This is a genomic window from Streptomyces sp. NPDC054796 (assembly GCF_053611545.1).
In genome coordinates, this window is sequence record NZ_JBSHAO010000003.1 from 175,645 (window position 1) to 201,314 (window position 25,670).

22 protein-coding genes and 1 tRNA gene are annotated in these 25,670 nt (G+C 72.8%); 14 read left to right on the top strand and 9 right to left on the bottom strand.

What is annotated here, in order from left to right:
• Positions 1–22: 22 nt before the first annotated feature.
• From ACWGJ2_RS04030 to ACWGJ2_RS04040, 3 genes are all read right to left on the bottom strand, one after another.
• Positions 23–1,024, bottom strand: a complete 1,002-nt coding sequence (locus ACWGJ2_RS04030; protein ID WP_453344476.1) for a PP2C family protein-serine/threonine phosphatase — start codon at positions 1,022–1,024, stop codon at positions 23–25.
• 256 nt (positions 1,025–1,280) lie between these two features.
• Entirely contained in the window at positions 1,281–2,720 is a 1,440-nt protein-coding gene (locus tag ACWGJ2_RS04035; RefSeq protein ID WP_453344354.1) for an aminopeptidase P family protein, read from the bottom strand.
• Positions 2,721–2,913: 193 nt separating this feature from the next.
• Positions 2,914–4,371 (bottom strand): PP2C family protein-serine/threonine phosphatase, encoded by a 1,458-nt coding sequence (locus ACWGJ2_RS04040; protein ID WP_453344355.1) that lies wholly within the window; start codon positions 4,369–4,371, stop codon positions 2,914–2,916.
• A gap of 721 nt (positions 4,372–5,092) precedes the next feature.
• Between ACWGJ2_RS04040 and ACWGJ2_RS04045 the strand changes: the two genes are divergently transcribed.
• Complete coding sequence (locus ACWGJ2_RS04045) at positions 5,093–5,875, top strand: bifunctional DNA primase/polymerase (RefSeq protein ID WP_453344356.1); 783 nt, start codon at positions 5,093–5,095, stop codon at positions 5,873–5,875.
• A gap of 311 nt (positions 5,876–6,186) precedes the next feature.
• Positions 6,187–6,900, top strand: coding sequence for a hypothetical protein (locus ACWGJ2_RS04050; protein WP_453344357.1), 714 nt, complete (start codon positions 6,187–6,189; stop codon positions 6,898–6,900).
• 234 nt (positions 6,901–7,134) lie between these two features.
• On the opposite strand, the gene ACWGJ2_RS04055 is transcribed toward ACWGJ2_RS04050, so the two are convergent.
• The 3 genes from ACWGJ2_RS04055 to ACWGJ2_RS04065 all read right to left on the bottom strand — a co-directional run bounded on the left by ACWGJ2_RS04055 (position 7,135) and on the right by ACWGJ2_RS04065 (position 10,030).
• Positions 7,135–8,106, bottom strand: a complete 972-nt coding sequence (locus ACWGJ2_RS04055; protein WP_453344358.1) for a DUF5926 family protein — start codon at positions 8,104–8,106, stop codon at positions 7,135–7,137.
• Between the two features lie 311 nt (positions 8,107–8,417).
• Positions 8,418–8,927 carry an ATP-binding protein gene (locus ACWGJ2_RS04060; RefSeq protein WP_453344359.1) on the bottom strand — a complete coding sequence of 170 codons (510 nt, stop codon included), beginning with the start codon at positions 8,925–8,927 and terminating at the stop codon, positions 8,418–8,420.
• Between the two features lie 266 nt (positions 8,928–9,193).
• Positions 9,194–10,030: a glycerophosphodiester phosphodiesterase gene (locus ACWGJ2_RS04065; RefSeq protein ID WP_453344360.1), complete on the bottom strand. Its 837-nt coding sequence runs from the start codon at positions 10,028–10,030 to the stop codon at positions 9,194–9,196.
• A gap of 201 nt (positions 10,031–10,231) precedes the next feature.
• Between ACWGJ2_RS04065 and ACWGJ2_RS04070 the strand changes: the two genes are divergently transcribed.
• From ACWGJ2_RS04070 to ACWGJ2_RS04085, 4 genes are all read left to right on the top strand, one after another.
• On the top strand, positions 10,232–11,947 hold the full coding sequence (locus ACWGJ2_RS04070; RefSeq protein ID WP_453344361.1) for a S1C family serine protease: 1,716 nt from the start codon (positions 10,232–10,234) through the stop codon (positions 11,945–11,947).
• Between the two features lie 231 nt (positions 11,948–12,178).
• Entirely contained in the window at positions 12,179–12,352 is a 174-nt protein-coding gene (locus ACWGJ2_RS04075) for a hypothetical protein (RefSeq protein ID WP_453344362.1), read from the top strand.
• 49 nt (positions 12,353–12,401) lie between these two features.
• Complete coding sequence (locus ACWGJ2_RS04080) at positions 12,402–13,400, top strand: hypothetical protein (protein WP_453344363.1); 999 nt, start codon at positions 12,402–12,404, stop codon at positions 13,398–13,400.
• Between the two features lie 197 nt (positions 13,401–13,597).
• Positions 13,598–13,685 (top strand) — tRNA-Ser (locus ACWGJ2_RS04085).
• Between the two features lie 96 nt (positions 13,686–13,781).
• Here the strand turns inward: ACWGJ2_RS04085 and ACWGJ2_RS04090 are convergent.
• Positions 13,782–13,988 (bottom strand): hypothetical protein, encoded by a 207-nt coding sequence (locus tag ACWGJ2_RS04090; protein ID WP_453344364.1) that lies wholly within the window; start codon positions 13,986–13,988, stop codon positions 13,782–13,784.
• A gap of 148 nt (positions 13,989–14,136) precedes the next feature.
• Between ACWGJ2_RS04090 and ACWGJ2_RS04095 the strand changes: the two genes are divergently transcribed.
• Positions 14,137–16,884, top strand: coding sequence for a transcriptional regulator (locus ACWGJ2_RS04095; RefSeq protein WP_453344365.1), 2,748 nt, complete (start codon positions 14,137–14,139; stop codon positions 16,882–16,884).
• Here the strand turns inward: ACWGJ2_RS04095 and ACWGJ2_RS04100 are convergent.
• Positions 16,871–17,779, bottom strand: a complete 909-nt coding sequence (locus ACWGJ2_RS04100) for a LysR family transcriptional regulator (protein WP_453344366.1) — start codon at positions 17,777–17,779, stop codon at positions 16,871–16,873. The two genes, ACWGJ2_RS04095 and ACWGJ2_RS04100, sit on opposite strands and share 14 nt — an antisense overlap.
• 84 nt (positions 17,780–17,863) lie before the next feature.
• Here ACWGJ2_RS04100 and ACWGJ2_RS04105 point away from each other — a divergent pair, with 84 nt between their 5' ends.
• Complete coding sequence (locus ACWGJ2_RS04105) at positions 17,864–18,916, top strand: EamA family transporter (RefSeq protein ID WP_453344367.1); 1,053 nt, start codon at positions 17,864–17,866, stop codon at positions 18,914–18,916.
• On the opposite strand, the gene ACWGJ2_RS04110 is transcribed toward ACWGJ2_RS04105, so the two are convergent.
• Positions 18,900–19,847, bottom strand: a complete 948-nt coding sequence (locus ACWGJ2_RS04110) for a bifunctional DNA primase/polymerase (RefSeq protein ID WP_453344368.1) — start codon at positions 19,845–19,847, stop codon at positions 18,900–18,902. The genes ACWGJ2_RS04105 and ACWGJ2_RS04110 overlap by 17 nt on opposite strands.
• Before the next feature lie 340 nt (positions 19,848–20,187).
• Here ACWGJ2_RS04110 and ACWGJ2_RS04115 point away from each other — a divergent pair, with 340 nt between their 5' ends.
• The 6 genes from ACWGJ2_RS04115 (at position 20,188) to ACWGJ2_RS04140 (ending at position 25,658) form a co-directional block, all read left to right on the top strand.
• A complete protein-coding gene (locus tag ACWGJ2_RS04115; protein ID WP_453344369.1) occupies positions 20,188–20,457 on the top strand; it encodes a hypothetical protein in 270 nt (89 codons plus the stop codon).
• Positions 20,458–20,736: 279 nt separating this feature from the next.
• Entirely contained in the window at positions 20,737–21,912 is a 1,176-nt protein-coding gene (locus tag ACWGJ2_RS04120) for an acyl-CoA dehydrogenase family protein (RefSeq protein WP_453344370.1), read from the top strand.
• The gene (locus ACWGJ2_RS04125) at positions 21,909–22,898 is read left to right on the top strand and encodes a bifunctional MaoC family dehydratase N-terminal/OB-fold nucleic acid binding domain-containing protein (protein WP_453344371.1); all 990 of its coding nucleotides are present in this window, start codon (positions 21,909–21,911) and stop codon (positions 22,896–22,898) included. The genes ACWGJ2_RS04120 and ACWGJ2_RS04125 overlap by 4 nt, the downstream gene beginning before the upstream one ends.
• Complete coding sequence (locus ACWGJ2_RS04130) at positions 22,898–23,995, top strand: acyl-CoA dehydrogenase family protein (RefSeq protein WP_453344372.1); 1,098 nt, start codon at positions 22,898–22,900, stop codon at positions 23,993–23,995. The genes ACWGJ2_RS04125 and ACWGJ2_RS04130 overlap by 1 nt, the downstream gene beginning before the upstream one ends.
• Positions 23,992–24,495, top strand: a complete 504-nt coding sequence (locus ACWGJ2_RS04135; protein ID WP_453344373.1) for a MaoC family dehydratase — start codon at positions 23,992–23,994, stop codon at positions 24,493–24,495. Before ACWGJ2_RS04130 ends, ACWGJ2_RS04135 begins: the two co-directional genes overlap by 4 nt.
• Complete coding sequence (locus ACWGJ2_RS04140; RefSeq protein WP_453344374.1) at positions 24,492–25,658, top strand: lipid-transfer protein; 1,167 nt, start codon at positions 24,492–24,494, stop codon at positions 25,656–25,658. Before ACWGJ2_RS04135 ends, ACWGJ2_RS04140 begins: the two co-directional genes overlap by 4 nt.
• Positions 25,659–25,670 lie beyond the last annotated feature (12 nt).

Below are 25,670 nucleotides of genomic sequence, written 5' to 3' on the forward strand. Positions count from 1 at the left end.
TGTCCGCGACGCCCCCGTCCCCTCACTGGTCCCGGTAGCGCAGCAACAGCATCGCCGCGTCGTCGTGCAGCGGCGCCCCGACGTGCGACTCCAGATCCTGGCGCACGGCGTCCAGCGCCGCCTCCGGATCGGGGTCCTTGAGCAGCTCGGAGCGGCGCTCCAGCGGATAGAACGTGTTGCCGCGGTCGCGGGCCTCGCTGACGCCGTCCGTGTAGAAGAGCAACTGGTCGCCGGGGACGAACGGCACCCGGTGCGGTTGCGGCGCGGGAGCGCCGTGGATGCCGAGGCCGAGCGGCAGGGCGCGGTCCGGCGGTTCGGCGTAGTGGACGGTGCCGTCGGGCCGTATCACCAGGGGCGCCGGGTGCCCGTAGTTGAGCAGCACGGCGCGGTCGCGCTCGCGGACCTCGGCCAGGACGGCCGTCACGAACTTCTCCCCCAGCAGATGCCGGTCCAGCGCCCGTTCCAGGCGGTCGCCGACGGTGGCGAGGTCGGGTTCGTCGTAGGCGGCCTCCCGGAAGGCGTTGAGCACGACGGCCGCCGTCTCCACCGCCTCCAGGCCCTTGCCCTGCACGTCGCCGACGATGACCCGCACCCCGGCCGGGGAGGTCACCACCTCGTACAGGTCCCCGCCGATGCGCGCCTCGGCCACCGCCGAGGTGTAGGAGACGGCGGCCCGCAGATGCCCGGCGCTGCGCGGCACGGGCCGCAGCAGCACCCGCTGCGCGACCTCCGCGATGGACCGGACGCTGGCCAGCTCGGCCTCGCGCCGCTGCCGCATCGCGGTGGCGACCAGACCGGCCACCGCGACACCGGCGACGGAGATCAGCGTGGCGTAGCCGCGGCGCTCGCCGACCTGGCCGTTGTAGACGATGAGGGCGAAGGAGAGGCCGAGCGCGACGACGCCGATCACGGCGGTGCGCCGCTTGCCGCCGATCAGCCCGGCGAAGGCGGGGCCCAGCGCCATCATCGGCGTCAGCCCGACTCCGGGGCCCGCCGTCATGTCGGCGACGACGATGACGGCCATGGCAAGGAAGGGGAACGCGGACAGCAGTCCGGGCCGGAACCGGGTGACCAACGTGTGCTCTTTTCCTTGTCCGTGACAGACGCCTTCAGGCTACGCAAAGCCCCGCTCCCGGGCCCCTCCTTATCGAAGCCGGGGCCCCGCCCCTCTCGGGGCCGGACCGACCGGTCCGGATCGACCGGTCCGGATCGACCGGTCCGGATCGACCGGGCCGGATCGACCGGGCCGGGAGCGGCGCCTCACCGCCCGTGCGCGCGGCTCATGCCCGCAGCCGCGCCATCCAGTCCTCGACGTCGGCGCTGGTGCGCGGCAGCGCGGCCGACAGATTGCGGTTGCCGTCCTCCGTCACGAGGATGTCGTCCTCGATGCGGACGCCGATGCCGCGGTACTCCTCGGGGACGGTGAGGTCGTCGGCCTGGAAGTACAGGCCGGGCTCCACCGTCAGGCACATGCCCGGCTCCAGGGTGCCGTCCGCGTAGGTCTCGCGGCGGGCGGCGGCGCAGTCGTGCACGTCCATGCCGAGCATGTGGCCCGTCCCGTGCAGGGTCCAGCGGCGCTGGAGGCCCAGCTCCAGGACCTTCTCGACGTCGTACTCCAGCAGACCCCACTCGACCAGCTTCGTCGCGAGGACACGCTGTGCCGCGTGGTGGAAGTCCAGATACGCGGCGCCGGGGCGCACCGCGGCGATGCCCGCCTCCTGGGCCTCGTACACCGCGTCGTAGATCTTGCGCTGGAGGCTGTTGAAGCGGCCGTTGACGGGGAGCGTGCGGGTGACGTCGGCGGTGTAGAGGGTGTGGGTCTCCACGCCCGCGTCCAGCAGGAGCAGGTCGCCCGAGCGGACCGGGCCGTCGTTGCGCACCCAGTGCAGGGTGGTGGCGTGCGGGCCGGCGGCGCAGATGGAGCCGTAGCCGATGTCGTTGCCCTCGACGCGGGCGCGCAGGAAGAACGTTCCCTCGATGTACCGCTCCGAGGTGGCCTCGGCCCGGTCCAGGACCTTCACGACGTCCTCGAAGCCGCGCGCGGTGGAATCGCACGCCTTCTGGAGCTCGCCGATCTCAAACGCGTCCTTGACCAGCCGCAGCTCGGAGAGGAAGACCCGCAGCTCCTCGTCGCGCTCCGCCGTGACCTTGTCCGTGAGCGCCGCCTCGACCCCCGCGTCGTGGCCGCGCACGACGCGGACGGGCCCGGTGGCGGCGCGCAGCACGTCGGCGACGGTGCGGACGTCCTCGCAGGGCATCCCGTAGAGCTGCGACGCCTCGCCGAGGCTGTTGCGGCGGCCGACCCACAGCTCGCCCTGGCCGTCGAGCCAGAACTCGCCGTTCTCGCGGTCGGAGCGGGGGAGGAGGTAGAGCGTGGCGTCGTGGCCGCCCCGCTCGGCGGGCTCCATGACGAGGACGCCGTCCTCGGTCTGGTCACCGGTGAGGTAGGCGTACTCGACGGCGGAGCGGAAGGCGTACTCCGTGTCGTTGGAACGCGTCTTGAGGTTGCCTGACGGGACCACCAGCCGCTCGCCGGGAAAGCGCTCGGAGAGGCGGGCGCGGCGCTCGGCTGTGCGCTCCGCCTGGGGCACGGGCTCCAGGTCACGCAGCTCCGTGTCGGCCCAGCCGGTCTTCATGTTCTCGGCCAGCTCGTCCGAGACGCCCGAGTACAGGCCATTCTTCCGCTGCTTGATCGCCTGTTCGTCGGCGGCGTCCGCCACGTCTGCCTCCTCTGGATGGTGTAAGACCGCCTTCCATCGTATGGGCGAGCGGAGGCTGGTCCAGGGCCGCGCACCTGTGACGTTTCCGGCAGAGAACGGCGCGGCGGGTCAATGGGGGCAGCGGGGGGACAGTGGGGCAACGAGGGCAGTGGGGGCCAGCGAGGGGCAGCGAGGGGCAGCGGGGTCAGCGGGGTCAGAATCGGGCGGCCAGCAGGACGACGTCCTCCGGGTGGTCCTCCTGGTCGGCGAGCCCGTCGGGCAGCACCGTGCGCAGCACGTGCTCGGTCAGCGCCTCCGGCTCCGTCCGCACCACGGGAGGCGCGCAGGCGACGGCCGCGTGCAGCCGGGCGAGGGCCCGGTCCATGGGGGCGCCCGTGCGGTGCAGCAGCCCGTCGCTGTAGAGGAGCAGCGTCTCGCCCTCGCGTGGGAACAGCTCGGCGCTGGGCGCCTCCCAGCAGGCGAGCATGCCCAGCGGCGCCGAGAGCGTGGTCTCCACGAACTCCGTGCGCGCGGGCCCCACGAGCAGCGGCGGACAGTGCCCGGCCCCGGCGACGGTGACCTTGCGGGAGGCGGGTTCCGCGTACGCGAACAGCGCCGTCGCCGAGCGCGCCGGCTCCGTCAGCCGCAGCAGCAGCTCCAGATCGGAGAGGACCGCGACGGGATCCTCGCCCTCCATCACCGCGTACGCGCGCAGGGAGGCCCGCAGCCTGGCCATCGCCGCCATCGCGCCGGGCCCGCTCCCGCTGACCCCGCCGACGGCGAGCCCGAGGGCGCCCTCGGGCAGCGGCAGCGCGTCGTACCAGTCGCCGCCGCCGCGCGGACCGCTCCTGTGCCGCACGGCCAGCCGCACGCCGGGCACGCGCGGGAGCCTGCTGGGCAGCAGCTCCTCGCGCAGCGCGGCCACGTCGTGGCGGGCGCGGTCCAGGTCGAGGTGGTGGGCCAGGTGTTCGGCCGCCTGCCGCAGATAGCGGCCGAGGAGGTGGCGCTGCCGGTCCGTGGGGCGCGCGGGCTCGTCGTAGAGCCAGACGGCGGCGGCGATGCGGCCCGCGAGCCCGGTGGCGAGGGGGACGGCGTAGCTCGCGGCGCACCCGAGGCGCGCGGCGACCTCGCGGTGACGGGGGTCGAGCGCGCCGTCCGCGGCGATGTCGGGGTGGACGATCTCGGGGCTTGGCGCCTGCCCGGTTCCGGGGTCCGGGGCGACGGGGGCCGACGTGGACGCGGACGCGGGTGCGGATACGGACGCGGGTGCGGATACGGAACCGTCGGCGCCGGGGGTGTGCGTGCCGGGAGTGCGCGGTGCGTGTCCCGTGCGACGGTGCATACCGGCGACGGTTCCGGAGGCGGTGCGCGTGGAGCCGCCCGGCATGGCGGGGAGGTCATCGGGGAGCCCGTCGAGGAGGCGGGCGTGGGAGGCGGAGCCGCGCGGGACGGTCTCGATGTGGCCGAGGTCGGCGCGTCCGAGACCGAGTCCGACGGTGCGCTCGGGCCCCGTGCGCTCCGACGCCTCGAGTGCGATCATCCCGCGCCGCGCCCCGACCAGGGCGGCTCCGGCGCGGAGCACTTCGTGGAGCGCGTCATCGAGGGTCGCGGTGCGCGCGAGCCGTTCGGTGAGTTCGTGGAGCGACGTCAGATCGGTGAGGGACTCGGCCATGCGGTCCTGAGCGGCGGCGAGGGGCTCCACAGGGGGGCCGCCCGGAGCGGGCGCAGTCTGCGACGGCGGAGAAATGGCGGGTTGGATTCCGGCCACTTTCGGTGGCCTCGGGGGGCTCATGCGCCCGGGCTTTCACAGCAGTTCATTTCTCTCAATAGCATCGCAAACCCCCATGTCATGCTGCTCCGCTATCAATGGTTCCAGATGTACACGGCTGGATGTCGGGATGTCCAGCATTGTCCTTACGAGGCCGATGGTGTCCATGTGACGCCGATGACTTCACGCGGGCAGGCCGGTAGTGTTCGAGGTTGGCGGAAAACAGACCCTGTGAAGCGATATTTGCTGTCGACTGGGGGTCATTCCGCAAACCCACACGCACCAACGTCTCTTGAGGCTGCTGGTCGGGAGGGTTGGCGCGGCTGTCGCGGGTACGGAACCCGGTGGGAACACTCAGCGTCTATAGATGCGGTGGCCACGACCCACCCCCGTACTGGCGGGAAAGCATCACGCAGGACAGGCGCAGTTCAAGCAGCACCACGCACGAGTGGCGGTACGGAGCGCAAGCGCCAGGCGCACGCCACCCCCCGCCATGTTCCACGCTCGGCCTACGGCATGATGCGCTGTTCTCTACGCGCAGTCACTGAAGATCTACGTGGTGTGATGGGCTAGACGATCTCTGACGAGACGACCCCTTGGCGTTTACGGAAAGGAACGAGCGCATATGCGCGAGATCCTCGGAAGGCGACGCATGACCCGGTCAACGCTGCGCAACGCGGCGCTCACCTGTGCCACCCAGTGGCACTGGCCCGTCGTCCCTGGCGCGGCCCTCCCGTCCTCCCCGTCCCCTGCCCCGTCCAAACGCCAGTCCGAACAGGACCTCCCGGAAGGCGGTCCCGCGACCTCCCCGGCACCGGTGCCGGCACCGGCCTGTTCCTGTCCCGACCCCGAGTGCGCGGTCCCGGGTGCCCACCCCTTCGACCCGGTACTGCTGGCGGCGACGACCGACGCGCGCATGGTGCGCTGGTGGTGGACCAACCGGCCCATGGCCCCCCTGATCCTGGCCACGGGCGGCAGCGCGCCGTGCGCGCTCAGCCTTCCCGCGGCGGCGGGGGCCCAGGCCCTGGCGGACTTCGACCGGCTGGGGGTGCGCGTCGGCCCCGTCGCCGCGACGCTGACCCGCTTCTCGTTCCTGGTCGAGCCGTACGAACTGGAGGAACTGGGCGAACTGCTCTACGCGCACGACTGGGTGCCCAGTTCGCTGCGCTTCCACGGCGAGGGCGGCTATGTCGCACTGCCCCCCTCGCCCACGGGTGCCGGTCAGGTCCGCTGGGAGCGGGAGCCCGAAAGCCCGCGCGCCGGGCGCGCGGCAGGACGCGCTGAACGCCGTGCGGGCGGCACGGCGGGCGGCGGTGCTCCGTGGCTGCCGCGGATGGAGACCCTGCTCGACGTGCTCGTCGAGGCGAGCGCGACGGCTCCGGACACGGGCAGCAGGCTCGCGTACTGAGCGCCGCGTGCGGCGTCGTGAGGTGTGACGTCGTCAAGTACGGCGTCGTGAGCGGGTGACGGCCCTCGCGGGCACGTCGCCTACGCGACACGGGAAGTGAAGGGCTCGCGCCGACGGCGCGGGCCCTTCACTCGTACGGGTTGGAGCGGACCGGTCTTGTACGGGAAACGGGCGTTCGCCGTCCGGAGTGGCCCCGTCTGCCCCGATATCTTCGTCCTACCGTCCCCGCGTTCCCGGCCCTCTCCGTGGCTGGCCGCTTCGTCCCGGGCGTTTCCGTCGTCCGTCCCCGTGAGTCGCAGGTGGGTCCCGTCATGCATGAGTCGCAGCAGTGCGCCAGCCAGCAGCGTGGCGCGCGCCTCCGTCTGATCGCGCTGGCGAGCACGGTGGCGCTCGCCGCAGCGCTGCCCCTCGCGGCGGCGACGGCGGGCCCCGCGCCGTCCTCGGGGGCGTCGTCCCCCGGCGACCCCGAGGCGTCCACTCCCCCGTCGTCGCCCCCGGAGGCCTCCCCCGCGTCCCTCTCGTCGCCGCGTACGCCCGCGCACGGTGCGGAGCCCGATGGTGCGCGGGGCGCTCAGGGAGGCGCTCAGCGGCCCGGAGGGGACATGGACGGTGCGGGGGAGAGCGCGGGAGGGGAGACGGTGTCGGAGTGCGGGCCCGAACTCGCCTCGCCCGACGGCGTGGAGGCCCAGACCTGTGTCGTCTCCGAGGGCGATGAGATCTGGGCCCGCTCGTACTACAGGAACGCCACCAACGGGCCCCTCAGCGGAGTGCTCACGCTCATGCGGCCCGACGGAAGCTCCGTCCAGGTGCCCTGCGAACTGGACGGAGCTTCCGACGAGCCCGGCATCTGCGAGACCCCCCGTGAACGGACGCGCGAGAAGGTGCGCGACGCGAGGGGCGCGGAGCGCGCGGGGAAGCGTGGTCGGGAAGGCGGGGGTCCGGCGTACTCGGCGGTGCTGGAGATCGGCTCGCCCGACGGAGAGCGGCTGCTGCTGCGCTCCGGGAGCAACTCATCGGCGCCGTAAGGAAGTTGAACCACGAACCGGGTTCCGGGCAGCAAAGAACCCGGTCGCTGGCGACGGGGGATGCACCAGCGACCGGGCTCCTAAAAAGGTAACAAGAGATCGGCTGTTCGCAAATTCGATCGCGCAGATCCGGACGCCGATTTACCTGTGAGTATGGGCAGTTCGGACCCCAATGTGACGCGAGTCACGGTCACATTTTCTCCGCAGGACCGTTGCGGAACTCTCAATTCCTCGTCAGCTCAGAGTGACCTGACGGTTGGCGAGCCCGCTGCGCGCCTTGCGCTCGTCGGCGGTCAGCGGGGCCTTCGACTCGAGCGCCTCGGCCAGCCTCTCCGCGAACGCCGCCGCGGGCTTCTCGCAGTCTTCCGAGGTCATGGAGCTGGGGAGGTCCCAGACGGGCACCGTGAGGCCGTGCGCGCGGAACGAACCGACCAGCCGGGTGTCCTCTCCCAGCGAAGAGCCGCCCGCCGCGTGCAGCCGCGCGAGGGCGTCGAGAAGCCGCTCCTCGGGGTGCGTCATCACCCAGCGCAGATGATTCTTCTCCGGCGTCTCGCACCAGTAGGCCCCCTCGACGCCGCTCAGCCGGGCCGTCGGGATGGCGGCTGAATTGGCACGCTCCAGAGAGGCCGCGACCTCCCCCGTGGCCGCCTGCTCGGCGTCCTCCACCCAGAACTCGAAGCCGCTGTGCACCTCGGGCGTGAACGGAGCCTCCAAGTCCAGAAGGTCCTGGAGCCGCGGCCCGTCCGGCGCGGGGCGCCCCGTGTCGACGGGCGAACCCGGCTCGGCGGCCAGCGCGCGCTGAAGGGTGTCGGCGAGGTCGCGGCTGATGTCGCCGGACGCCGTGTCGTTCTGGAGGCCGAGCAGGACCTCGCCGTTGTCACGGCGCAGCGCGGGCCACGCCATGGGCAGCACCGTAGCCAGCTTCACCACGGGCACGCCCTCCGGCAGCCCGTCCTTGAGGGTCAGTTCCACCGTCGCGGCGGGCACCAGCTCGCGCAGCGCCACCCAGTCGGCCTCGCCGGGAAGCCCCTCGAAGGGGCGGTGGACAAGTTCGGTCACGGCGTGGGCCGCTGCCCGCCCGTGACACGCCTTGTAACGGCGGCCCGAGCCGCACGGACACGGCTCGCGCGCGCCGACGACGGGCACCTCCCCGTCGACGAGCTGCGGCGTCGCTGCCTTGGTCTGCGGTCGGCGCTTCTTGGCCATGGCGTGCGGTTCTCCAGGTCTGCGGACGGACGGTTCGAAGTGTCGCCGCGAGCCTAGCCGCTGAGCCCTCCGGTACTCCGGCAGGACGTGTCGGGGACCGGGCGCCGGGGCCCGAGGGGGAGGGGTAGGGCGGGGCTGTGCGCACGCACCGTGTCCGCGCGGGGCCGCACGAGGCCGCGCCGGTTGGGGCGGGGCGCGTCGGAGAGGGGGATTCGCGCCGGGAGGGTGCGCGGTACGGGCGACGGTGAGCGACGGCGCGCGCGTGGACACGGCGCGACCGTCGCTCCCGGTGTGGCTCGCCCGGTGCTGCCCTAGCGCAGCTCGTCGATCGAGGCCAGGTCGAACCCGAGACTGTCAGCGAAGCCGTTGCCGTTGCTGCTGTCGTAGCCGTCGCCGAACCCGTTCTCGGAGGCCAGCACGGCCCAGACGGTCACGCCCTTGGCCTCGTCGCCGTCGCCCATGCCGTCGGGCAGTTCGTGGACCTCTTCGTCGACACCCCAGTCACGGGCGAGGGCCGTGATGATGGCGAGGCCCCTGCCGCCACGCGCCGTCACCGACGGAGTGGCTGGAAGTGGTCGGGTCGGGCCGCCACCATCCGTGACGGAGACGGTGAGTTCGCCCTTTGTGTCGCGGCTCCAGGCCGCGCGGATGCACTGGTCCTCGCTCAGCGGCCGTGCGTGCCGGCACGCATTGCTGAGCAGTTCGGAAAGAATGAGCACCGCGTCTTCCACGACCGGATCCGGCGCACCGCTCGCGAGCAGTTCCTCGCGCATTCTGCGCCGCGCCGCTCCCACACCCGCCGGACCATGGAGCACGGCCATGGTCGACGAAGTAGGCACCTCCTGTGCCACCACCAACGCCACCCCCGAGACCTCCTTTGCCCCACGCCAGTGGGATGAATGCCCCCACGAAGTGGATCGGAAACCGGCCATCCATAGTCTCTTGACGCATTCGCAACGATCGAATACGGAGCGAATGCGCCGGTGCACTCCAGGTGAGTGCGGGATGAAACTCTTCGCGGCACATGGGGTCACGTGCGGAAAGTGCCCGGGAATTCCGCGCTCACGCATACGCCCGCGGCGCGGGCTCAGCCCGGGTCCCGGGCGCCGGCCTCGGTGAGCTGGGCCAGCACCTGCTGCGGACGGTTGGTGATCACCGCGTCCACGCCGAGCCGTACGCACAGCTCCACGTCCCCCGGCTCGTTCACCGTCCACACGTGCACCTCGTTGCCCGCGCGGTGCGCGCGTTCCACGTACTCCGGGTGCGCGCGCAGGATGCGGATGCTGGGCCCGGCGATCCGCACCCCGGGCGGCAGGCTGCCGTCCCTGTGCCGCGGCAGCAGCAGTTGCATCAGGAACACGGTCGGAATGTGCGGCGCCGCCGATCGCACCCGGTGCAGGGAGCGGGCGGAAAAGCTCATGATCCGTACGGGCGAGGTCACGGGCGAGCGCGCCAGCAGCGCCAGCAGCCGCTCCTCGACGTGGCCCGCCCAGCGCGTCGGGTGCTTCGTCTCGATCGCCAGCCCCACCGGGCGCGGCGCCTCGGCCACGAGCCGCAGCAGCCGCTCCAGCGTCAGTACGGAGGTGCGCTCGGAGTCCTCGCTGTCCGGGGACTCGTACTGATCGGTGCCGGGGCCGCCCTTCCAGGAGCCGAAGTCGAGCGCGGCCAACTCGGCCAGCTCCAGCGCCGATACGGCGCCCCGGCCGTTGGACACCCGGTTCACACGGCGGTCGTGCACACAGACGAGATGGCCGTCGGCGGTGAGCCGTACGTCGCACTCCAGCGCGTCCGCGCCCTCTTCGATCGCCTTGCGGTAGGCGGCGAGGGTGTGTTCCGGTGCCTCGTCGGACGCGCCGCGGTGCGCGATGACGGAGATCGGGCGGGAAGGAGAGGCCCGTGACCCCGGGCGGATCTCATAGCTCACCGGGTTATCGTGCCACCGGGACCCGGATGGCTGCCCCGTGGGCCCGCTGCGGATGCGCTCAGTACGTGTGGCGTAAAGGATGACAGTCCACAGGCGCGCGACGACTTACGCCCGTCTGACACGCCATGGGAAAGGCTGTGTACGGATACCCGAATACATGAACCTCCGTCCCTGCGATGTCGTGTACCTGAGGAGAGAGTTGTGAGCACCGAGAACGAGGGAGCTGCCGTCACACCGGCGGCGGGGCCGACACCCACGCCCCCTGCGGTGCCGGACAGGGATTCCGAAGAGAGGACAGAGAGGACGACCGACCTCCAGGGGGCCGCCGCCCAGGCGTCGGCGGCTCCGGGCCCCGCCGAGTCCTCCGGCGGCACGGGCGGCAGCGGCGGCACGGGCGGTACCGGCGCCGCACGTGCGGATGCCGCGCCCGGCACGCCTCCGCTCCCCGCCTCCGCGCCCACCGTCGCGGACGGTGCGGGGCAGGGCGGCCCCGTCATGAGCAAGCCCGAGCCAGACGCCACGCCTCCCCCTCCCCAGCAGCCCCCGGCCGCGCCGATGGGGCACGCGCCGCCGCCGCCCGTTCCCGGCTCGCCCGGAGCGCCTGGCGCGCCCGGCGTCGGGGACACCGCGCAGTGGGGCGCGGGCAGCGGCATGCCGCCGTACGGAGGCGGTCCGGGTGGTCCAGGTGGTCCAGGAGGGCCCGGCCCTGGAGGCCCCGGCGGTCCGGGTGGGCCCGGCGGCCCTGGTGACCCGCACAACCCGTGGGCGGCCCCGCCCGCGCCCGATCCGGGCAGGAAGCGGCGCTCCGGCGGTCTGATCGCCGCGGCCATCGCGGTGGCGCTCGTCGCGGGCGGCATCGGCGGCGGCCTCGGCTTCGTGGCGGCGGAGCGTGGTGACGGCGGGGGTTCCACCACCATCTCCTCGGACTCGGATCCGAAGACGCTCAACCGCTCCCCGAAGTCCGTCGCCGGCATAGCCTCCAAGGCGCTGCCCAGCGTCGTGACGATCAACGCCGCGGGCAGCAGCGAGGAGGGCACGGGCACCGGCTTCGTCTACGACAAGCAGGGCCACATCCTCACCAACAACCACGTGGTGGCCAGCGCGGCAAACGGCGGCAAGCTGACGGCGACGTTCTCCGACGGCAAGAAGTATTCGGCCGAGGTCGTGGGCAAGGCCCAGGGCTATGACATCGCGGTCCTCAAGCTCAAGAACGCGGACGACCGCAAGCTGAACCCGCTGCCGCTCGGCAAGTCCAACGAGGTGCAGGTCGGCGATGCCACGATCGCCATCGGCGCCCCCTTCGGCCTCTCCGGCACGGTCACGACGGGCATCGTCAGCGCCAAGAACCGCCCCGTGGCCTCCAGCGACGGCCAGAGCAGCAGCGCGTCGTACATGAGCGCCATCCAGACGGACGCGTCCATCAACCCCGGCAACTCCGGTGGCCCGCTGCTGAACGCGGAGGGCGCGGTCATCGGCGTCAACTCCGCCATTCAGCCCAGCGGCGGCGGGGGCGGCATGGGCGGCGAGTCGCAGTCCGGCAGCATCGGCCTGGGCTTCGCCATCCCCGTGAACCAGGCACAGCGCGTCGCGGGCCAGCTCCTCAAGACCGGCGAGCCCGTCTATCCGGTCATCGGTGCCACGGTCGAGCTGAGCGAGAGCGGCGACGGCGCGACGATCGCCGATCAGGGCGAGGGCGGCTCCGCCGCCATCCCCGAGGGCGGCCCCGCGGACAAGGCCGGTCTGAAGTCCGGCGATGTGATCACCAAGCTGAACGACACGGTCATAGACAGCGGCCCGACGCTGATCGGCACCATCTGGACCCACGAGCCGGGCGAGACGGTCAAGCTGACCTACAAGCGCGGTGGCCAGGAGCACACGGTGGACGTCACGCTCGGTTCGAAGAAGGGCGACGACTAGCGGATCGCCGCACACCGCGTCGCGCCGCCGCTTCCGCCCCGCCCCTGCTTGGGGGCGGGGCGGAAGCGGGGCCTGCTCGCGCGCCCGCACTTCCCTTCCCGGCACCTGGCCGGGCGCCCTGGCGGAAATCCCGTGCTCACCAACTCCCGTGAAACAAGGTGGTGTTGACAGGTTTCGAGGAGGGCGGCAGCCTTGAGAACTGTTGAGTCCAACAGGACAGGAGGGACAAGAGTGAGAACTCTCGCAACCCCCGAACAGGCCGAACGCGACTCCCAACTCCCCGTCGACACGGTCATGCCCGACCTCGATCTGACGGAATTCATGACCGACGGTCCGCCGAAACCCAAGGTGCGGCACGACGGCCGGCCCGACGTCATATGGACCGAAGAAGTCAAGTGGGTGTAGCCGAGCCCAGCGGATGCTGACCGGCACCTCAGAAGCGTGGGGCCAGGCGGTGGATCATCTCATCGCCTACCTCCCGCGCTCGATCACGCACTGGGTCATCGTTCACGAACCGGCCGCGCAGGAGCGGATCGCCGAGGCGGTCCGGGAGCGGCTGGATTCCACGGAAACGATTGTCTTGGGGGAAACACCTCCCGAGAAGGCAGAGGAAATCGCACTCCGCTACAAGAACACTCCCGACGTCGGCTTCCTCGGCTTCCATGTGAAGCGGGCGACAGTGGCCCGTCGTTTCCCTGAATACAAGGACACGATGGAGCACTTCGCCGACTGGCGGGTCACGCGGCTGAAGCTCCTCGTCGACGTATGGGACGAGAATTTCGCCGCCCTGTTCGCGGAGGACCCGCACGCCGTTCTGGAACGCTGCAACGATATCCAGGAAGCGCTTCAGGGCAGTTCGGAACTGGTCTATCAGGGACCGGAACAACCGGGTCCGAAGGGTTCCGAGGACTCCACGAAGCCCTCCAGCCGAGTCGTCTTCGACTGCTCGGGCAGCGAATGGGTCTCGTACAGCGGTCTCGAAGCGGACGACTACGTACTGCCCAGCGGGGAAGTCGCCTGCCTCCCCCGGTCAGCGGACGGCGAACTCGCCGTCGAGGGCTGGGTGATCGGCACGGTCCCGTTCGGCCGCAAGTACGGGGCCGTACGGCCGGGAGATCTGACGCTGACGTTCGACAAGGGCCAGATCGTCGGCGTGGCCGGCAACAGGAAACCGCTCTGTGCAGACCTCGAGGAGGCTCTCACGAGGCTGCCGGGGCTGCGGCAGGTCGGCGAACTCGGAGTCGGCCAGTCCCGCGCGGTGATCGCGGCGGCGCGGGCGCACGAGGCGGCGTACCACTGGACCGAGCGCCACTTCGGTATCCACATCGGCCTGGGCGCGGAGCTGCCCGAGACCGCGGAGTCCGACGGGGCACGCAGCACGAACCACCACCTCGACATCATCCTCTCCTCCGGCACCCTGACCTCAGGCCACGACCGCCTCCTGACCTGGTGACCGGGCCTGTGTAGGGCCCCTGACCGGGCACGTCGGCCGATGGCCGTCCCACGGCAACGGCGCATGACGGCCGGGGCTCCCCCTGAGCGGGCGACCCGGCCGCCACGCCTCTCGCCACCGGATACGGGCCACCGGTCCGCTCCTCCTCACCGAGCCGCTACCCTGGTCGGGCGCTGCCCCTGACGGGGGTGGCGCGGGGAGGTGTGCCCGAGCGGCCGAAGGGAACGGTCTTGAAAACCGTCGTGGCGTAACCCGTCACCGTGGGTTCAAATCCCACCGCCTCCGCGTAGCTGACGACGTCAGCATCACCGCACGTCAGAAGGGGTGCCCCGAATCGGGGCACCCCTTCTGCGTGCGGTAGGGCGGGGTGAGGCGGGGGCCTCAGCCGGGGAGCAGGAGGGTCAGGGTGGTGGTCAGGGTTGTGGTGAGGGCGAGGGTGGTGGTGAAGGCGAGGGCCGCGTGGGTCAGGGCGGTGGGGTAGGTGGCGTGGTCGCGGCGGGCGAGGTAGCCGGCGGCGGCTGCCGTCAGGGTGGCGATCACTGTGGCCAGGGTGCAGGCGAGGAGGAGCAGGGCGAGGCGGTCGGACATGGTGTGGGTTCCCGTTCGGCGCGGTGGGTGGGCGTGGTGGTCTGGGGGCCGAATCTGGCGGAGTCGGTGTTCGACGTGGTGCGGGCGGTCGAAGATGAGCACCGGTGAACAGTCGGACCGGAACGGCGCGGTGCCGCGGGGGGGACGGATGGGTGTGGGGACGGACGAGTTACCGGGGGCGGTGGCCGCGCTCGTCGAGCTGCGCGCCCGGTTGGAGAGGGGCCGGGCCGCGCGGGGCCTGAACCAGACTGAACTCGCGCGCCGTGCCTCGCTGGGCCGCACCACCGTCAGCCAGGCGCTGAGCCACTCCGCGCCCGCGCCCAGCGCGCTGACCGTGGGCGCGTTGGCGGGCGCTCTCGGGCTCGACGTCCACCCGCTGCTGGAGCTCCTCTCCGTCGCGGCCGAGGGGCGCGGCGCGGCGGGCCCGGGGCGGCCGATCGCCGACTGGGACCCCCACGACCTGGAGGTTCACCCCGCTATGGAGGCCCCGGGGGCCTCGGGGACCCCGGGCGGTACAGGCTTCGCGCCTGGGACGCGGGGAGCGCGTGTCGGTGTCGCGCTGCCCGCCTACGTGCCGAGGCCGCACGACGCGGAACTCGCCCGGTTCGTCGCGGCGGCAGCGGAGGGGCGCAGCCAGTTGGCGGTGCTCGTCGGGTCCTCGTCGACGGGCAAGACCCGCGCCTGCTGGGAGGCTGTGCAGTCGCTCGCCCGACGCGGCTGGCGGCTGTGGCACCCGTTCGACCCCACCCGCGCCGCAGCAGCCCTCGCCGACCTGGAACGCGTCGGTCCGCGCACCGTCGTGTGGCTGAACGAGGCGCAGCACTATCTCGGGGCCGACGCGGGCGTCGGGGAACGTATCGCGGCGGCCCTCCGTACGCTGCTCGCCGACGCGCGCCGGGCCCCGGTGCTGGTACTGGGCACGCTGTGGCCCGCGTACGCCGCCGAGTTCAGCAAGTTGCCCAGGCCCGGCGCGCCCGACCAGTTCTCGCAGGTGAGGGAGGTGCTGGCCGGGCGGCTGATCGCGCTGCCCGACAGTTTCGACGCGTCCGCCACCACGGAAGCGCACGCGCTGGCGACCGACGGCGACCGCCAGCTCGCCCACGCGCTGGAGCATGTGCGCGACGGTCGGCTGACGCAGTTCCTGGCCGGGGCGCCCGAGTTGCTGCGCCGCTACGACTCCGCCTCCCCGCCAGCCCGCGCCCTCCTGCACGCGGCGATGGACGCGCGCCGTCTCGGGGTCGGACTGCACCTGCCCGTCCGGTTCCTGGAGGACGCGGCGACGGACTATCTCAGCGACGACGAGTACGACACCCTCACCGCCGACTGGCTGGCGCGGGCGCTCGCCGAGATGACGGAGGCCGTGCACGGCAACGTCGCACCCCTGCGTGGGATACGCCCGCGATCCGTCGGACAGGGCGCTGCCGCCCCGTCGATGTGTGACGGCGGGCCGTCGACGTACCGGCTGGCCGACTACCTCGAACAGCACGGGCACGCCGTACGCCGCCGGTTCTGTCCCCCGGCGTCCTTCTGGGAGGCCGCCGTACGGCATCTCACGCGTCCCGAGGACCTCACACGTCTCGCGGAGGCCGCAGGGGACCGCCTCCGTATCCGGTGTGCCGAGCGGCTCTGGTACCAGGTGGCCCGGCGGACCGACGAGACCCCGCCCCTCATGCGGCTCGCCGATCTGCGCTTGAGGGTGGGAGACAGGACGGGGGCGGTACGGGCACTGCGACGGGCCGCGGACTCCGGCGATACGCGGGCCATGATCCAGCTCGCCGACCTGTACGCGGAGGACGCGGAGAGTGGGGCGGGTGGGGTAGGTGGGGCGGACGCGGAGGACGGGGGCGAGCAGGCCGTGCGCCGGCTCCTGCGGGAGGCGGCCGAGGCCGGTGACAGCCGGGCGTGGACCCGGCTCGCCGATCTGCACGGGGAGCAGGGGGACAGGCGCACCGCCTTCCGTTACCTGCGCGAGGCGATCAGCGGCCGGGACCTCGTGGCGCTGATGCGGCTCGCCGAGATGCACGCGGCGGCGGGGGACGAGGCGGGAGCGGAGGTGGTCGCCCGTCAGATCGGTGGCATTGCGCCGCTGTTGTGGCTCGCCGACCTCCGCGCCGAAGCCGGTGACGAGGCGGGACGGAAACGGTATCTGCGGGAGGCCGCCGAGGCCGGTGACAGTCACGCGCTGATCAGTCTCGCCGACCTGTGTGTGACAGCGGGGGACACGGAGGGCGCGGAGCGGTACCTCCGGCGGGTGGAGGACCCCGATCCCTGCTACGGCCTCATCGGGCTCGCGGAGACGCGCGTCGACGCGGGCGACATGGCGGGCGCGGAGCGTTATCTGCGCCGGGTCGCCGACGCCGGTGCCGCACATGCTCTGCTCCGGGTCGCCGAACTGTACGCGGAGGCGGGGGACGCGGAGGGCGCGGAGCGGTGTCTGCGGGAGGCGGCCGAGGCCGGGGAGGCCCAGGCGCTCGTCGAACTCGCGGACATGCGCGTGGCGGCTGGCGACGAGGAGGGTGCCGAGCGGTGCCTGTGGGAGGCGGCCGACACCGGGGAGGCGCGGGCCCTGGCCCGGATCGTCGAACTGTGGCCGACGTCCGGGGGCGGGGAGCGCGCGCTGGGGTTCCTTCACGAGGCCGCGCGCGCCGGTGACATCTCGTCGCTGAGCTGGCTCATCCGACGGTGCGAGGAGAACGGGGACGAGGAAGGCGCCGCCGGACTCGCGCTCCGGGCCGCCGACGCCGGGGACCTCTACTCGGCCGATCTCCGGGCCGCGCTGCACACCGGTGCTCCGGCGGAGGGCAAGTGGCGGAGGCTGTGGCCGTACGGGCTGGAACCCGACGGCACACCGTCAGCGCCCTGGGCCGATCCAGACGAGCCCGTCACCCGGGCGTGAGGCGGGTCGTGACCAGGGCGAGGGGCGGCCAGTCGAGGCGGCCGTGGCGGGTGACGGCGTAGGCGCGCAGTTCGACGTGCGGGGCGGTCAGGGGGAGGAGGCGGACGTTGGGGGACGGCGCGCGGTCCGTGTGGTCGGTGGGGAGGAGGCCGACGCCGAGGCCAGCGGCGATCATGTCCTGGACCAGGTCGAGGCTGTCGGCCCGGTGCGTCACACGGGGGTCGAACCCGGCCATGGACGCGATCGTGCGGACCACGGTCTCGTCCGCCGTGTTGCGGGAGTTGACGATCCAGTCCTGTGCGCGGAAGCGGGCGAAGACGTCCACCGCGCTCTCCGACGGAGACGGCGACGGTGACGGAGACGGCGTGTGCGCGGGGACGCCCAGGCCCCATGCCGCCGTCCACAGCGGCGTCGACTTCACGGTGGCGTCGGCGGGCGCGGGCGCGAGGTTGTAGTCGTAGGTGAGCGCGAGGTCCGCCTCGTCGGCGGCCAGCACAGCGAGCGCCTCGGGGGGCTCGTGCTCGCGGATGAGGACCCGCACCTGCGGATGGCTCACCGCCAGCTCGGCGACGACGGGCAGCAGATGCGTACGGATGGCCGTGCTGAACCCGGCGATCCGCAGCGTGCCGTTGGGCTCCGCGCCGGGGCCGAGGTCGAGGCGGGCGGCCTCGACCGCCGCCAGGATCGTCACCGCGTGCTCGGCCAGCCGACGGCCCGCGGGCGTCAGCCGCACCCCGCGCCCGTCGGGCTCCGTCAGCGCCGTGCCCGTCTCGCGGGACAGGGCGGCGAGCTGCTGGGAGACCGTCGACGTGGTGGTGCGGAGCACATCGGCGACGGCACGCATCGAGCCGAGCCGGGACAGTTCGGCCAGCAGCTCCAGACGGCGCGTTTCCATCCCCTCATTGTTAAGCAATCATGGACGGACCGTCCACGATCGGCACGTGGACAGGGACGGTTCGCAGATCGTCTACTCGGGGCCATGACCTCGTCCTCCTCCCCTCCCCCGGGATCCGAACCTCTGGCCTCGGGGCCTCGTCCCGTCTTCGCCTCGTCCGGGCCCGGCAGCGGCGCCCTCATGGCCGTCGCGTCCATGGCGTGCATCCAGCTCGGGCTCGCCGTCTCGGTGCAGCTCTTCGACCAGCTCGGTCCGCTGGGCGCCGCGTGGCTGCGCCTCGCGTGGGCCGGTGTGCTGCTGCTGGTACTGGTGCGGCCCGGGCCCTCCGCTTTCACCCGTCGCGGGCTGCTGGCGTGCGTGGCACTCGGCGTGGTGACGGGCGGGCTGATGCTGCTGTTCATGCTCGCGGTGGCCCGTATTCCGCTGGGGACGGCGAGCGCGCTGGAGTTCCTGGGGCCGCTGGCCGTCTCCATGCTCGGTGCGGGGGGCGGACGCGGGCGTGGACGCGGGCGCAGGGCGTGGGCGCTGCTGGCCGCCGTCGGGGTGGTGCTGCTCACCGAGCCGTGGCACGGGGGCATCGACCCCGTGGGCGTCGGGTTCGCGCTCGCCGCCGCGGCCTGCTGGGCGGGGTACATCCTGCTGACCCAGCGCGTCGGCGACCAGGTGACCGGGCTGAAGGGACTGGCGGTCTCGATGCCCGTGGCGGCGCTGGTCGCCACGTTCGTGGCCGGGCCGGGCGAGCTGGCAGGGGCGCTGACCTGGCCGTTGATCCTCACCGGGCTGGGGCTGGCCGTGCTCCACCCCGTGCTCCCGTTCAGCCTGGAGTTCCTCGCCCTTCGCGGGCTGACGACCACCGCCTTCGGCACCCTGATGAGCCTGGAACCGGCCATCGCCCTCGCCGTCGGCCTCGTCGCGCTGGGTCAGGTGCCGGGTGCGGCCTCCGCGGTCGGCGTCGTGTGCGTCGTCATCGCCGGTATCGGCGCGATCCGTACGGGCCGACGCGACACCGCCCCCGGTTCCGGTCCCGTGACGGGGGCCGACGCTGGCTCCGGTTCCGGTTCCGGCGTCAGCTCCGGGTCCGCCCCCGACCTCGCCCCCACCCCCGAACCCCGGAGCCCCGTCACGGGCTCGACGTGAACCGCGCCGCGCGGCGTGACGCGGAGGCGATCGTCGCGAGGGCCTCACGTTCGGGCAGGCCCGTCGCGACGGCCGCCTCGGTCAAGGCGGCCGAGAGCGCGTCGCCGCGCCCCGACTCGTAGGCGCGGCAGGCGGCCCAGAAGAGGCGCGCGTTGCGCTGGCCCACCGCCGCGCCACGCACGAAGTGGACCAGAGCCGTGTCGCCGACGTCGTGCGTGGTGCGGGGCGGGCGCGCGGCGGGCGGTGGGGGAGCGAGCAGGTCCAGCAGCGCGGGCGGTGCCGGTGCGGGGGCCCGGGTGAGGGAGCCGGGGGCCAGCCGGTACGTACCGCGTACCGTCACCGAGCCGGGCCCGACGAGGTACCCGCCGAGCCCTCGTACGTCGATACCCGGCGCCACGCGCCCCGCCGAGTTCGGCACCGTAGCGCCGGCCGAGCCGCGCAGCCACAGGTGCCGGCCGCCGCTGGGCGTGAGCACCGTCGTGGTCTCCGGGACGGTGAACCCGTGGGTCTCGGTCAGCCGGTCCAGGGCCGCGAGGGGGTCGGTGCCGTGCTTGACGTCGAGGTCGAGGCCGATGAGGTACAGGGGCGGGCGTCCGCACGCGATGCCGTAGCCGGTGGCCCAGGGCGCGGCGGCGAACAGGGCGCGGATGGTGTCGGGGTCGGTGCTGGCGTCGTACACGCCGTGCCCCGGCAGCCCGCACTCGCCCTGGCAGGGAAACCGCCGCTCCTCCGCGTCGGCACCGGCACCAGCACCGGCACCGGAATCGGAACCGGAACCAGCACCGGCATCGACGCCGACGTCGGCAGGGGCGCCATGCCCGTCCGGCCGGTGCGGCGAGCGCAGCGCGGGCAGCTTGGCGCGCGAGAGGGGAATGACGGCGAGACCGCGGGATGCCGCGGCGAGGGCGTGGGCCAGTACGGGAGTGCCCATAAGGGCAGTTTCGTACGGAAGTTCGGCATCCGGAAGTGGCCAGGGCGGCCGGAACGCGCCGTGGGGCGGGAGAAATGAGTTTGGCTGAAAATCTGCCGGAACGCTTACTCTCTTGCGCCGCAAGGCCCGTGCGGCGCGGAAAGGGCGTGAGCTGGGGGTCTGGGGTGGTGGGGCGGGTTTATCGACAGATCGTCACGCTTGCGAGCGAAACCGCCGTCTCGTGCTGGTTCGCCGGGGGTTCGGTGGGCAACTCTGGTTCCGCGACGTCGTAGCGAGACTGCGAGGCGGAGGGCCAACTGCCTTGCAGACCACAGGACTTAATGGTTCCGGAGGAATGAACATGGCACGCATCCGTACCGCCCGCTTCGTTGCCGCTGCTGCTTCTGTGCCGCTGGCCTTCGCCCTCATGAGCGGGGCCGCGGGAGCGGCAACTGCCGACACCGGCTCGATCGCGGGCAACGGATCGAACTCGATCGCCAACACCCAGGGTGCGCAGGGCAACGGCGCCAACACGAACCAGGCCAACAACGCCAATGTCAACGGCAACGGCAACGTCGTCGACCAGGACAACACCAGCACCAACGTCACCTTCACGAATGTGTGGTGGTGAGCCAGGCAACGGCTGACTAGTGGCTCCTTGTAGGAGCCAGGCGTTCATGGGGCAGGGTTGAGGTCGCGCGCCCGCGTCATGGCCCGTACGTGTGGAACGTACGGACCAGGCGCGGGCGCGCACTCGTGTGCGCCCGGACCTTGGCCCCGGCCTCGCCCCCGACCCCCGACCCCGGACCCCGGACCCCGGACCCCGGACCCCGGACCCCGGACCCCGGACCCCTTGGCCCCGTGATCCCGCGTATTGACAGCGCACAGCAATCTGACGGACAGTCAGAAAATGCATCTCGCTCCCACCGAGCGGCAGTCGGGCCTGCGCGCGCGGCTGCGCTCCTACTTCCGCGAGCTACTACCGCCGGACGTCCGCGCCGCGCTCCCCGGCGACCCGGATCTCCAGCGGCGCCTGCTGCGCCGCATCGGCGCCGACGGGCTGCTGGGCATCGGCTGGCCGCGGGAGTACGGGGGCCAAGGGCGCGGCGCCGACGAGCAGTTCGTCTTCTTCGACGAGGCGCACCGCGCGGGCGCCCCTGTCTCCATGGTCACGCTCAACACCGTCGGGCCGACGCTCATGCGGTACGGGACCGAGGAGCAGAAGGCCCGCTTCCTGCCCCGCATCCTCAGCGGCGACGCGGTCTTCGCGATCGGCTACACCGAGCCGGGCGCGGGCACCGACCTCGCCTCGCTGCGCACGCGCGCCGTCCGCGTGGACGACGGCGATGGCGACGGCACGGGCGGCGGCTGGCGCATCGACGGCGGCAAGGTCTTCACCAGCAACGCGCAGCACGCGGACTGGATCTGGCTCGCCTGCCGCACCGACCCCGAGGCGCCGAAGCACGAGGGGATCTCGCTGATCCTCGTGCCCACGGACGCGCCCGGCTTCTCCTGGACCCCGATCGAGACCGTGGGCGGGCTGACGACGACGGCGACGTACTACGACGGCGTCCGCGTCCCCGCCGACCACCTCGTCGGCGAGGAGAACCAGGGCTGGAGCCTCATCACCAACCAGCTCAACCATGAGCGCGTCGCCCTCGCCGCACTCGGCATGCAGGCCGAGGACCACTACGCGCGCACGGTGGCCCACGCGCGGGAGACGGGCGCGGTGCACGAGCCGTGGGTACAGACGCGGCTGGCCGAGGCACACGCGCGGCTCGCCGCGACGCGGCTGCTCAACTGGCGGCTCGTCGGCGACGTGGGCGCGGGCACGCTGCGCCCCGGCGACGCGAGCGGCGTGAAGTTCGCCGGTACGGAGAGCACCGTCGCCGTCTACGCCCTGTGCCAGGAGGTGGCGGGTGACGCCGGGCTGATCCGGGCGGGGTCGCCTGGAGCGCTGGACGACGGCGAGCTGGAGCGCATGAACAGGGCCGCGCAGATCAACACCTTCGGCGGCGGCGTCAGCGAGGTCCAGCGCGAGATCGTCGCGACGGCGCGGCTCGGGATGCGGAGGGGGAAGCGGTGAGCGCTCGCGCAGAGGAGCCGTCGACGGAGGGCGCCGTCGCCGACGAGGGCCGGCCGGAGCCTCCGGACCCGCTGTACGCGCGGCTGCGCGCGTACGAGGGCAGCCCGGCGGCCGTCGGCGGCCAGGGCGGGGACCCCGTCAACGCGCCCATGATCCGGCACTGGTGCGAGGCGACGGGCCACCCCGTACCGCCCGACGGGTCGGCGCCCGCGACCATGCTCCAGGTCTGGACGATGGCCGGTCTCTCCGGGGGAGAAGAGCGTTCCGGCCCGTACGACGAGCTGCTGCGCACGCTGGACGAGGCGGGCTGCACCTCGGTCGTCGCGACCGACTGCGAGCAGGAGTACGCGCGGCCTCTGCGCCCCGGTGAGGAGGTCACCTTCGACGCCGTCATCGAGTCCGTCTCGCCCCGTAAGACCACCAAGCTCGGCACCGGCTACTTCGTGACGACCCGCATGGACATCCGCGCCGACGGCGAACCGGCGGGCACCCACCGGTTCCGCATCCTCAAGTACGCCCCGGCGAAGCGGACTTCGGCGAAGCCGGAAAAGAAGGCGGAGGCGCGGCGTCCGCGCCCGGTCGTGAACCGGGACAACGCCGGTTTCTGGGAGGGTGTCGCCCGCCACCAGCTCCTCATCCAGCGCTGCGACGCCTGCGCGGCCCTCCGCTTCCCCTGGCTCCCCGGCTGCAACGCCTGCGGCTCGCAGGACTGGTCGACGGTGGAGGCGTCGGGCAGGGGCACGGTCTTCTCGTACGTCGTGATGCACCACCCGCCCTTCCCCGCCTTCGACCCGCCGTACGCGGTCGCCCTCGTGGAGCTGGTGGAGGGGGTGCGCGTGCTCGGCGGGGTGACGGGGGTGCCGTACGACAAGGTGCGGATCGGGATGGCGGCCGAGCTGGAGTTCCGGCGCGTCGACGAGGAGCTGGAACTCCCCTTCTTCCGGGTCCGCGAGGAAGAGGAAGAGGAAGCGGAAGGGGAGGGCTGATGGACTTCACGCCGTCCGAGGAGCAGTGCGCGGCCCGCGATCTGGCCGCCGACATCTTCGCCGGGCTCTCGACGCCCGAGCGGCTCGCCTCGCTGGGCACGGCAACGGACGCGGAGCTGTGGAAGGCCCTGTGCGCCGCCGGTCTGCCGGAGGCCGTCGAGGAGACGGGGCTGCTGGGGCTCGCGCTGATGCTGGAGGAGCAGGGGCGGACGACGGCTCAGGTCCCCTTCGCCGCGAGCTGCGCCTTCGGGCTGCTGCCGGTCGCCAGGCACGGCAGCGACGCACAGCGCGCCAGGCTGCTGCCCGCGCTCCGTGCCGGTGCTGCGGTGGTCGCGGGCGCGTTCCCGCGCGGCGCGTCCGGGGGCGTACGGGCGGGCGCCGACGGCACGCTGACCGGCGTCGTTCCCCTCGTGCCGTGGCTCCAGGACGCCACGCACGTCCTCGTCCCGGCGGCTGCGGAGGGCGGTGGAACCGGGCTGTATCTCCTCGACGCCGATGACCTCGGCGACGCGGGCGCCGTCGAGCCCGTCGACACGACCGCGCCCTGGCGCGCGGGCCGCCTCACCCTGGCGGACTCCCCGGCCGAACCCCTCGGGCCACGCGGCCCGGACGTGCCCCCTCCCCCGCACTCCGGCCCGTACGCCGACACGCTCGCCCTCGCCCGTACCGCCTTCGCCGCGCTCCAGGCCGGGGTCTGCGCGGGTTCGCTGGCGCGGGCCGTCGCGTACGTCTCGGAGCGCGAACAGTTCGGGCGGCCCCTCGCGACGAAGCAGGCCGTGCAACTGCGCGCCGCCGACGCGTATATGGACGTCGAGGCGATCCGGCTCACCACCTACGAGGCCGCCTGGCGCAGGGACGAGGGGCTGACGGCACAGACGCACGCGCTGACCGCCGCGTGGTGGGCCGCCGAGGCGGGGCGGCGCGTCGTGCACACGGGCCAGCATCTGCACGGGGGCGTCGGCGCCGACGTCGAACACCCCGTGCACCGGCACTTCCTGTGGGGGCGGCAGCTCGACGCGTATCTCGGGTCGCCCCCGGAACTGCTCGCCGAACTGGGCCGGTCGATCGCGTCGGAGACCGTTACGGAGGACATGTGACGCATCAGAACCAGCACCGGGACCAGCACTCGCCCCGCGTACGCATACGCGTAGGGGACGCGCTGCCTCCGCTCCGTATCCCCGTCACCCGCACCCTGATCGTCTCCGGGGCCGTCGCCTCGCGGGACTTCCAGGACGTGCACCACGACGCCGAGGCCGCGCGCGAGAAGGGCTCGCCGGACATCTTCATGAACATCCTCACGACGAACGGGCTGGTCGGCCGCTACGTCACCGAATGGGCGGGCCCCCGCGCCCGGCTGCGCAAGGTCGCCATCCGGCTCGGCGTGCCCAACTACCCCGGCGACGAGATGGAACTGACCGGCGAGGTCACCGGCGTGAACAGCGGCATGGACGGTGGAGCCGGAGACACCGGAGACACCGGCGACACCGGAGGCACCGGCACCGTCGAGATCGCGGTCACCGGCAGAAACCGGCTCGGCCCCCACGTCACGGGCACCGTCACGGTCACCGTCGGCGACGGGGCGGTGAGCCCGGCATGAGCCGGAGCGCACCGGACACCCTCGGCGGACGCGCGGCGATCGCGGGCATCGGCGCCACCGAGTTCTCCAAGGACTCGGGCCGCAGCGAGCTGAAGCTCGCCGTCGAGGCCGTACGCGCGGCACTCGACGACGCCGGACTCGCGCCGGGCGACGTCGACGGCATGGTCACCTTCACCATGGACACCAGCCCCGAGATCACGGTCGCCCAGGCAGCGGGCATCGGCGAGCTGACCTTCTTCTCGCGGGTCCACTACGGCGGCGGCGCGGCCTGCGCCACCGTCCAGCAGGCGGCGCTCGCTGTCGCCTCGGGCGTCGCCGAGGTCGTCGTCTGCTACCGCGCGTTCAACGAGCGCTCGGGCCGCCGCTTCGGCTCCGGCGTCCAGCACCGCGAGGCGTCGGCCGAGGGCGCCGCGCTCGGCTGGAACCTGCCGTCCGGGCTGCTGACCCCCGCCTCGTGGGTGGCGATGGCGGCCCAGCGCTACCTCCACACGTACGGCCTGACCCCGGAGGCGTTCGGGCACGTGGCCGTGACGGACCGCCGCTACGCCGCCGCCAACCCGGCCGCCTACTTCCACGGCAAGCCCATCACCCTCGCCGACCACGCCGCCTCGCGCTGGATCGTCGAACCGCTGCGGCTGCTCGACTGCTGCCAGGAGACCGACGGCGGCCAGGCCGTCGTCGTCACCACGCCCGAGCGGGCCAGGGACCTGCGCGCCGCGCCCGCCGTGATCGCGGCGGCGGCACAGGGCGCGGCGCGGCGGCAGGAGCAGATGACCAGCTTCTACCGCGACGGGCTGACCGGGCTCCCGGAGATGGGTGTCGTCGCCCGCCAGCTCTGGCGCGGCAGCGGGCTCGGGCCCGCCGACATGGACGTGGGCATCCTCTACGACCACTTCACGCCCTTCGTGCTGATGCAGCTGGAGGAGTTCGGCTTCTGCGCGCCCGGCGAGGGCGCCGACTTCACCGCCGCGGGGGCGCTGCCGCTCAACACGCACGGCGGGCAACTGGGGGAGGCGTATCTGCACGGCATGAACGGCATCGCCGAGGCCGTGCGCCAGATCCGCGGCACGTCGGTCAACCAGGTCGAGGGCGCGAGCCGCGCGCTGGTGACGGCGGGGACGGGCGTGCCGACGTCGGGGCTCGTCCTCACGGCGGACGGCTGAGCGTGGCGGCTG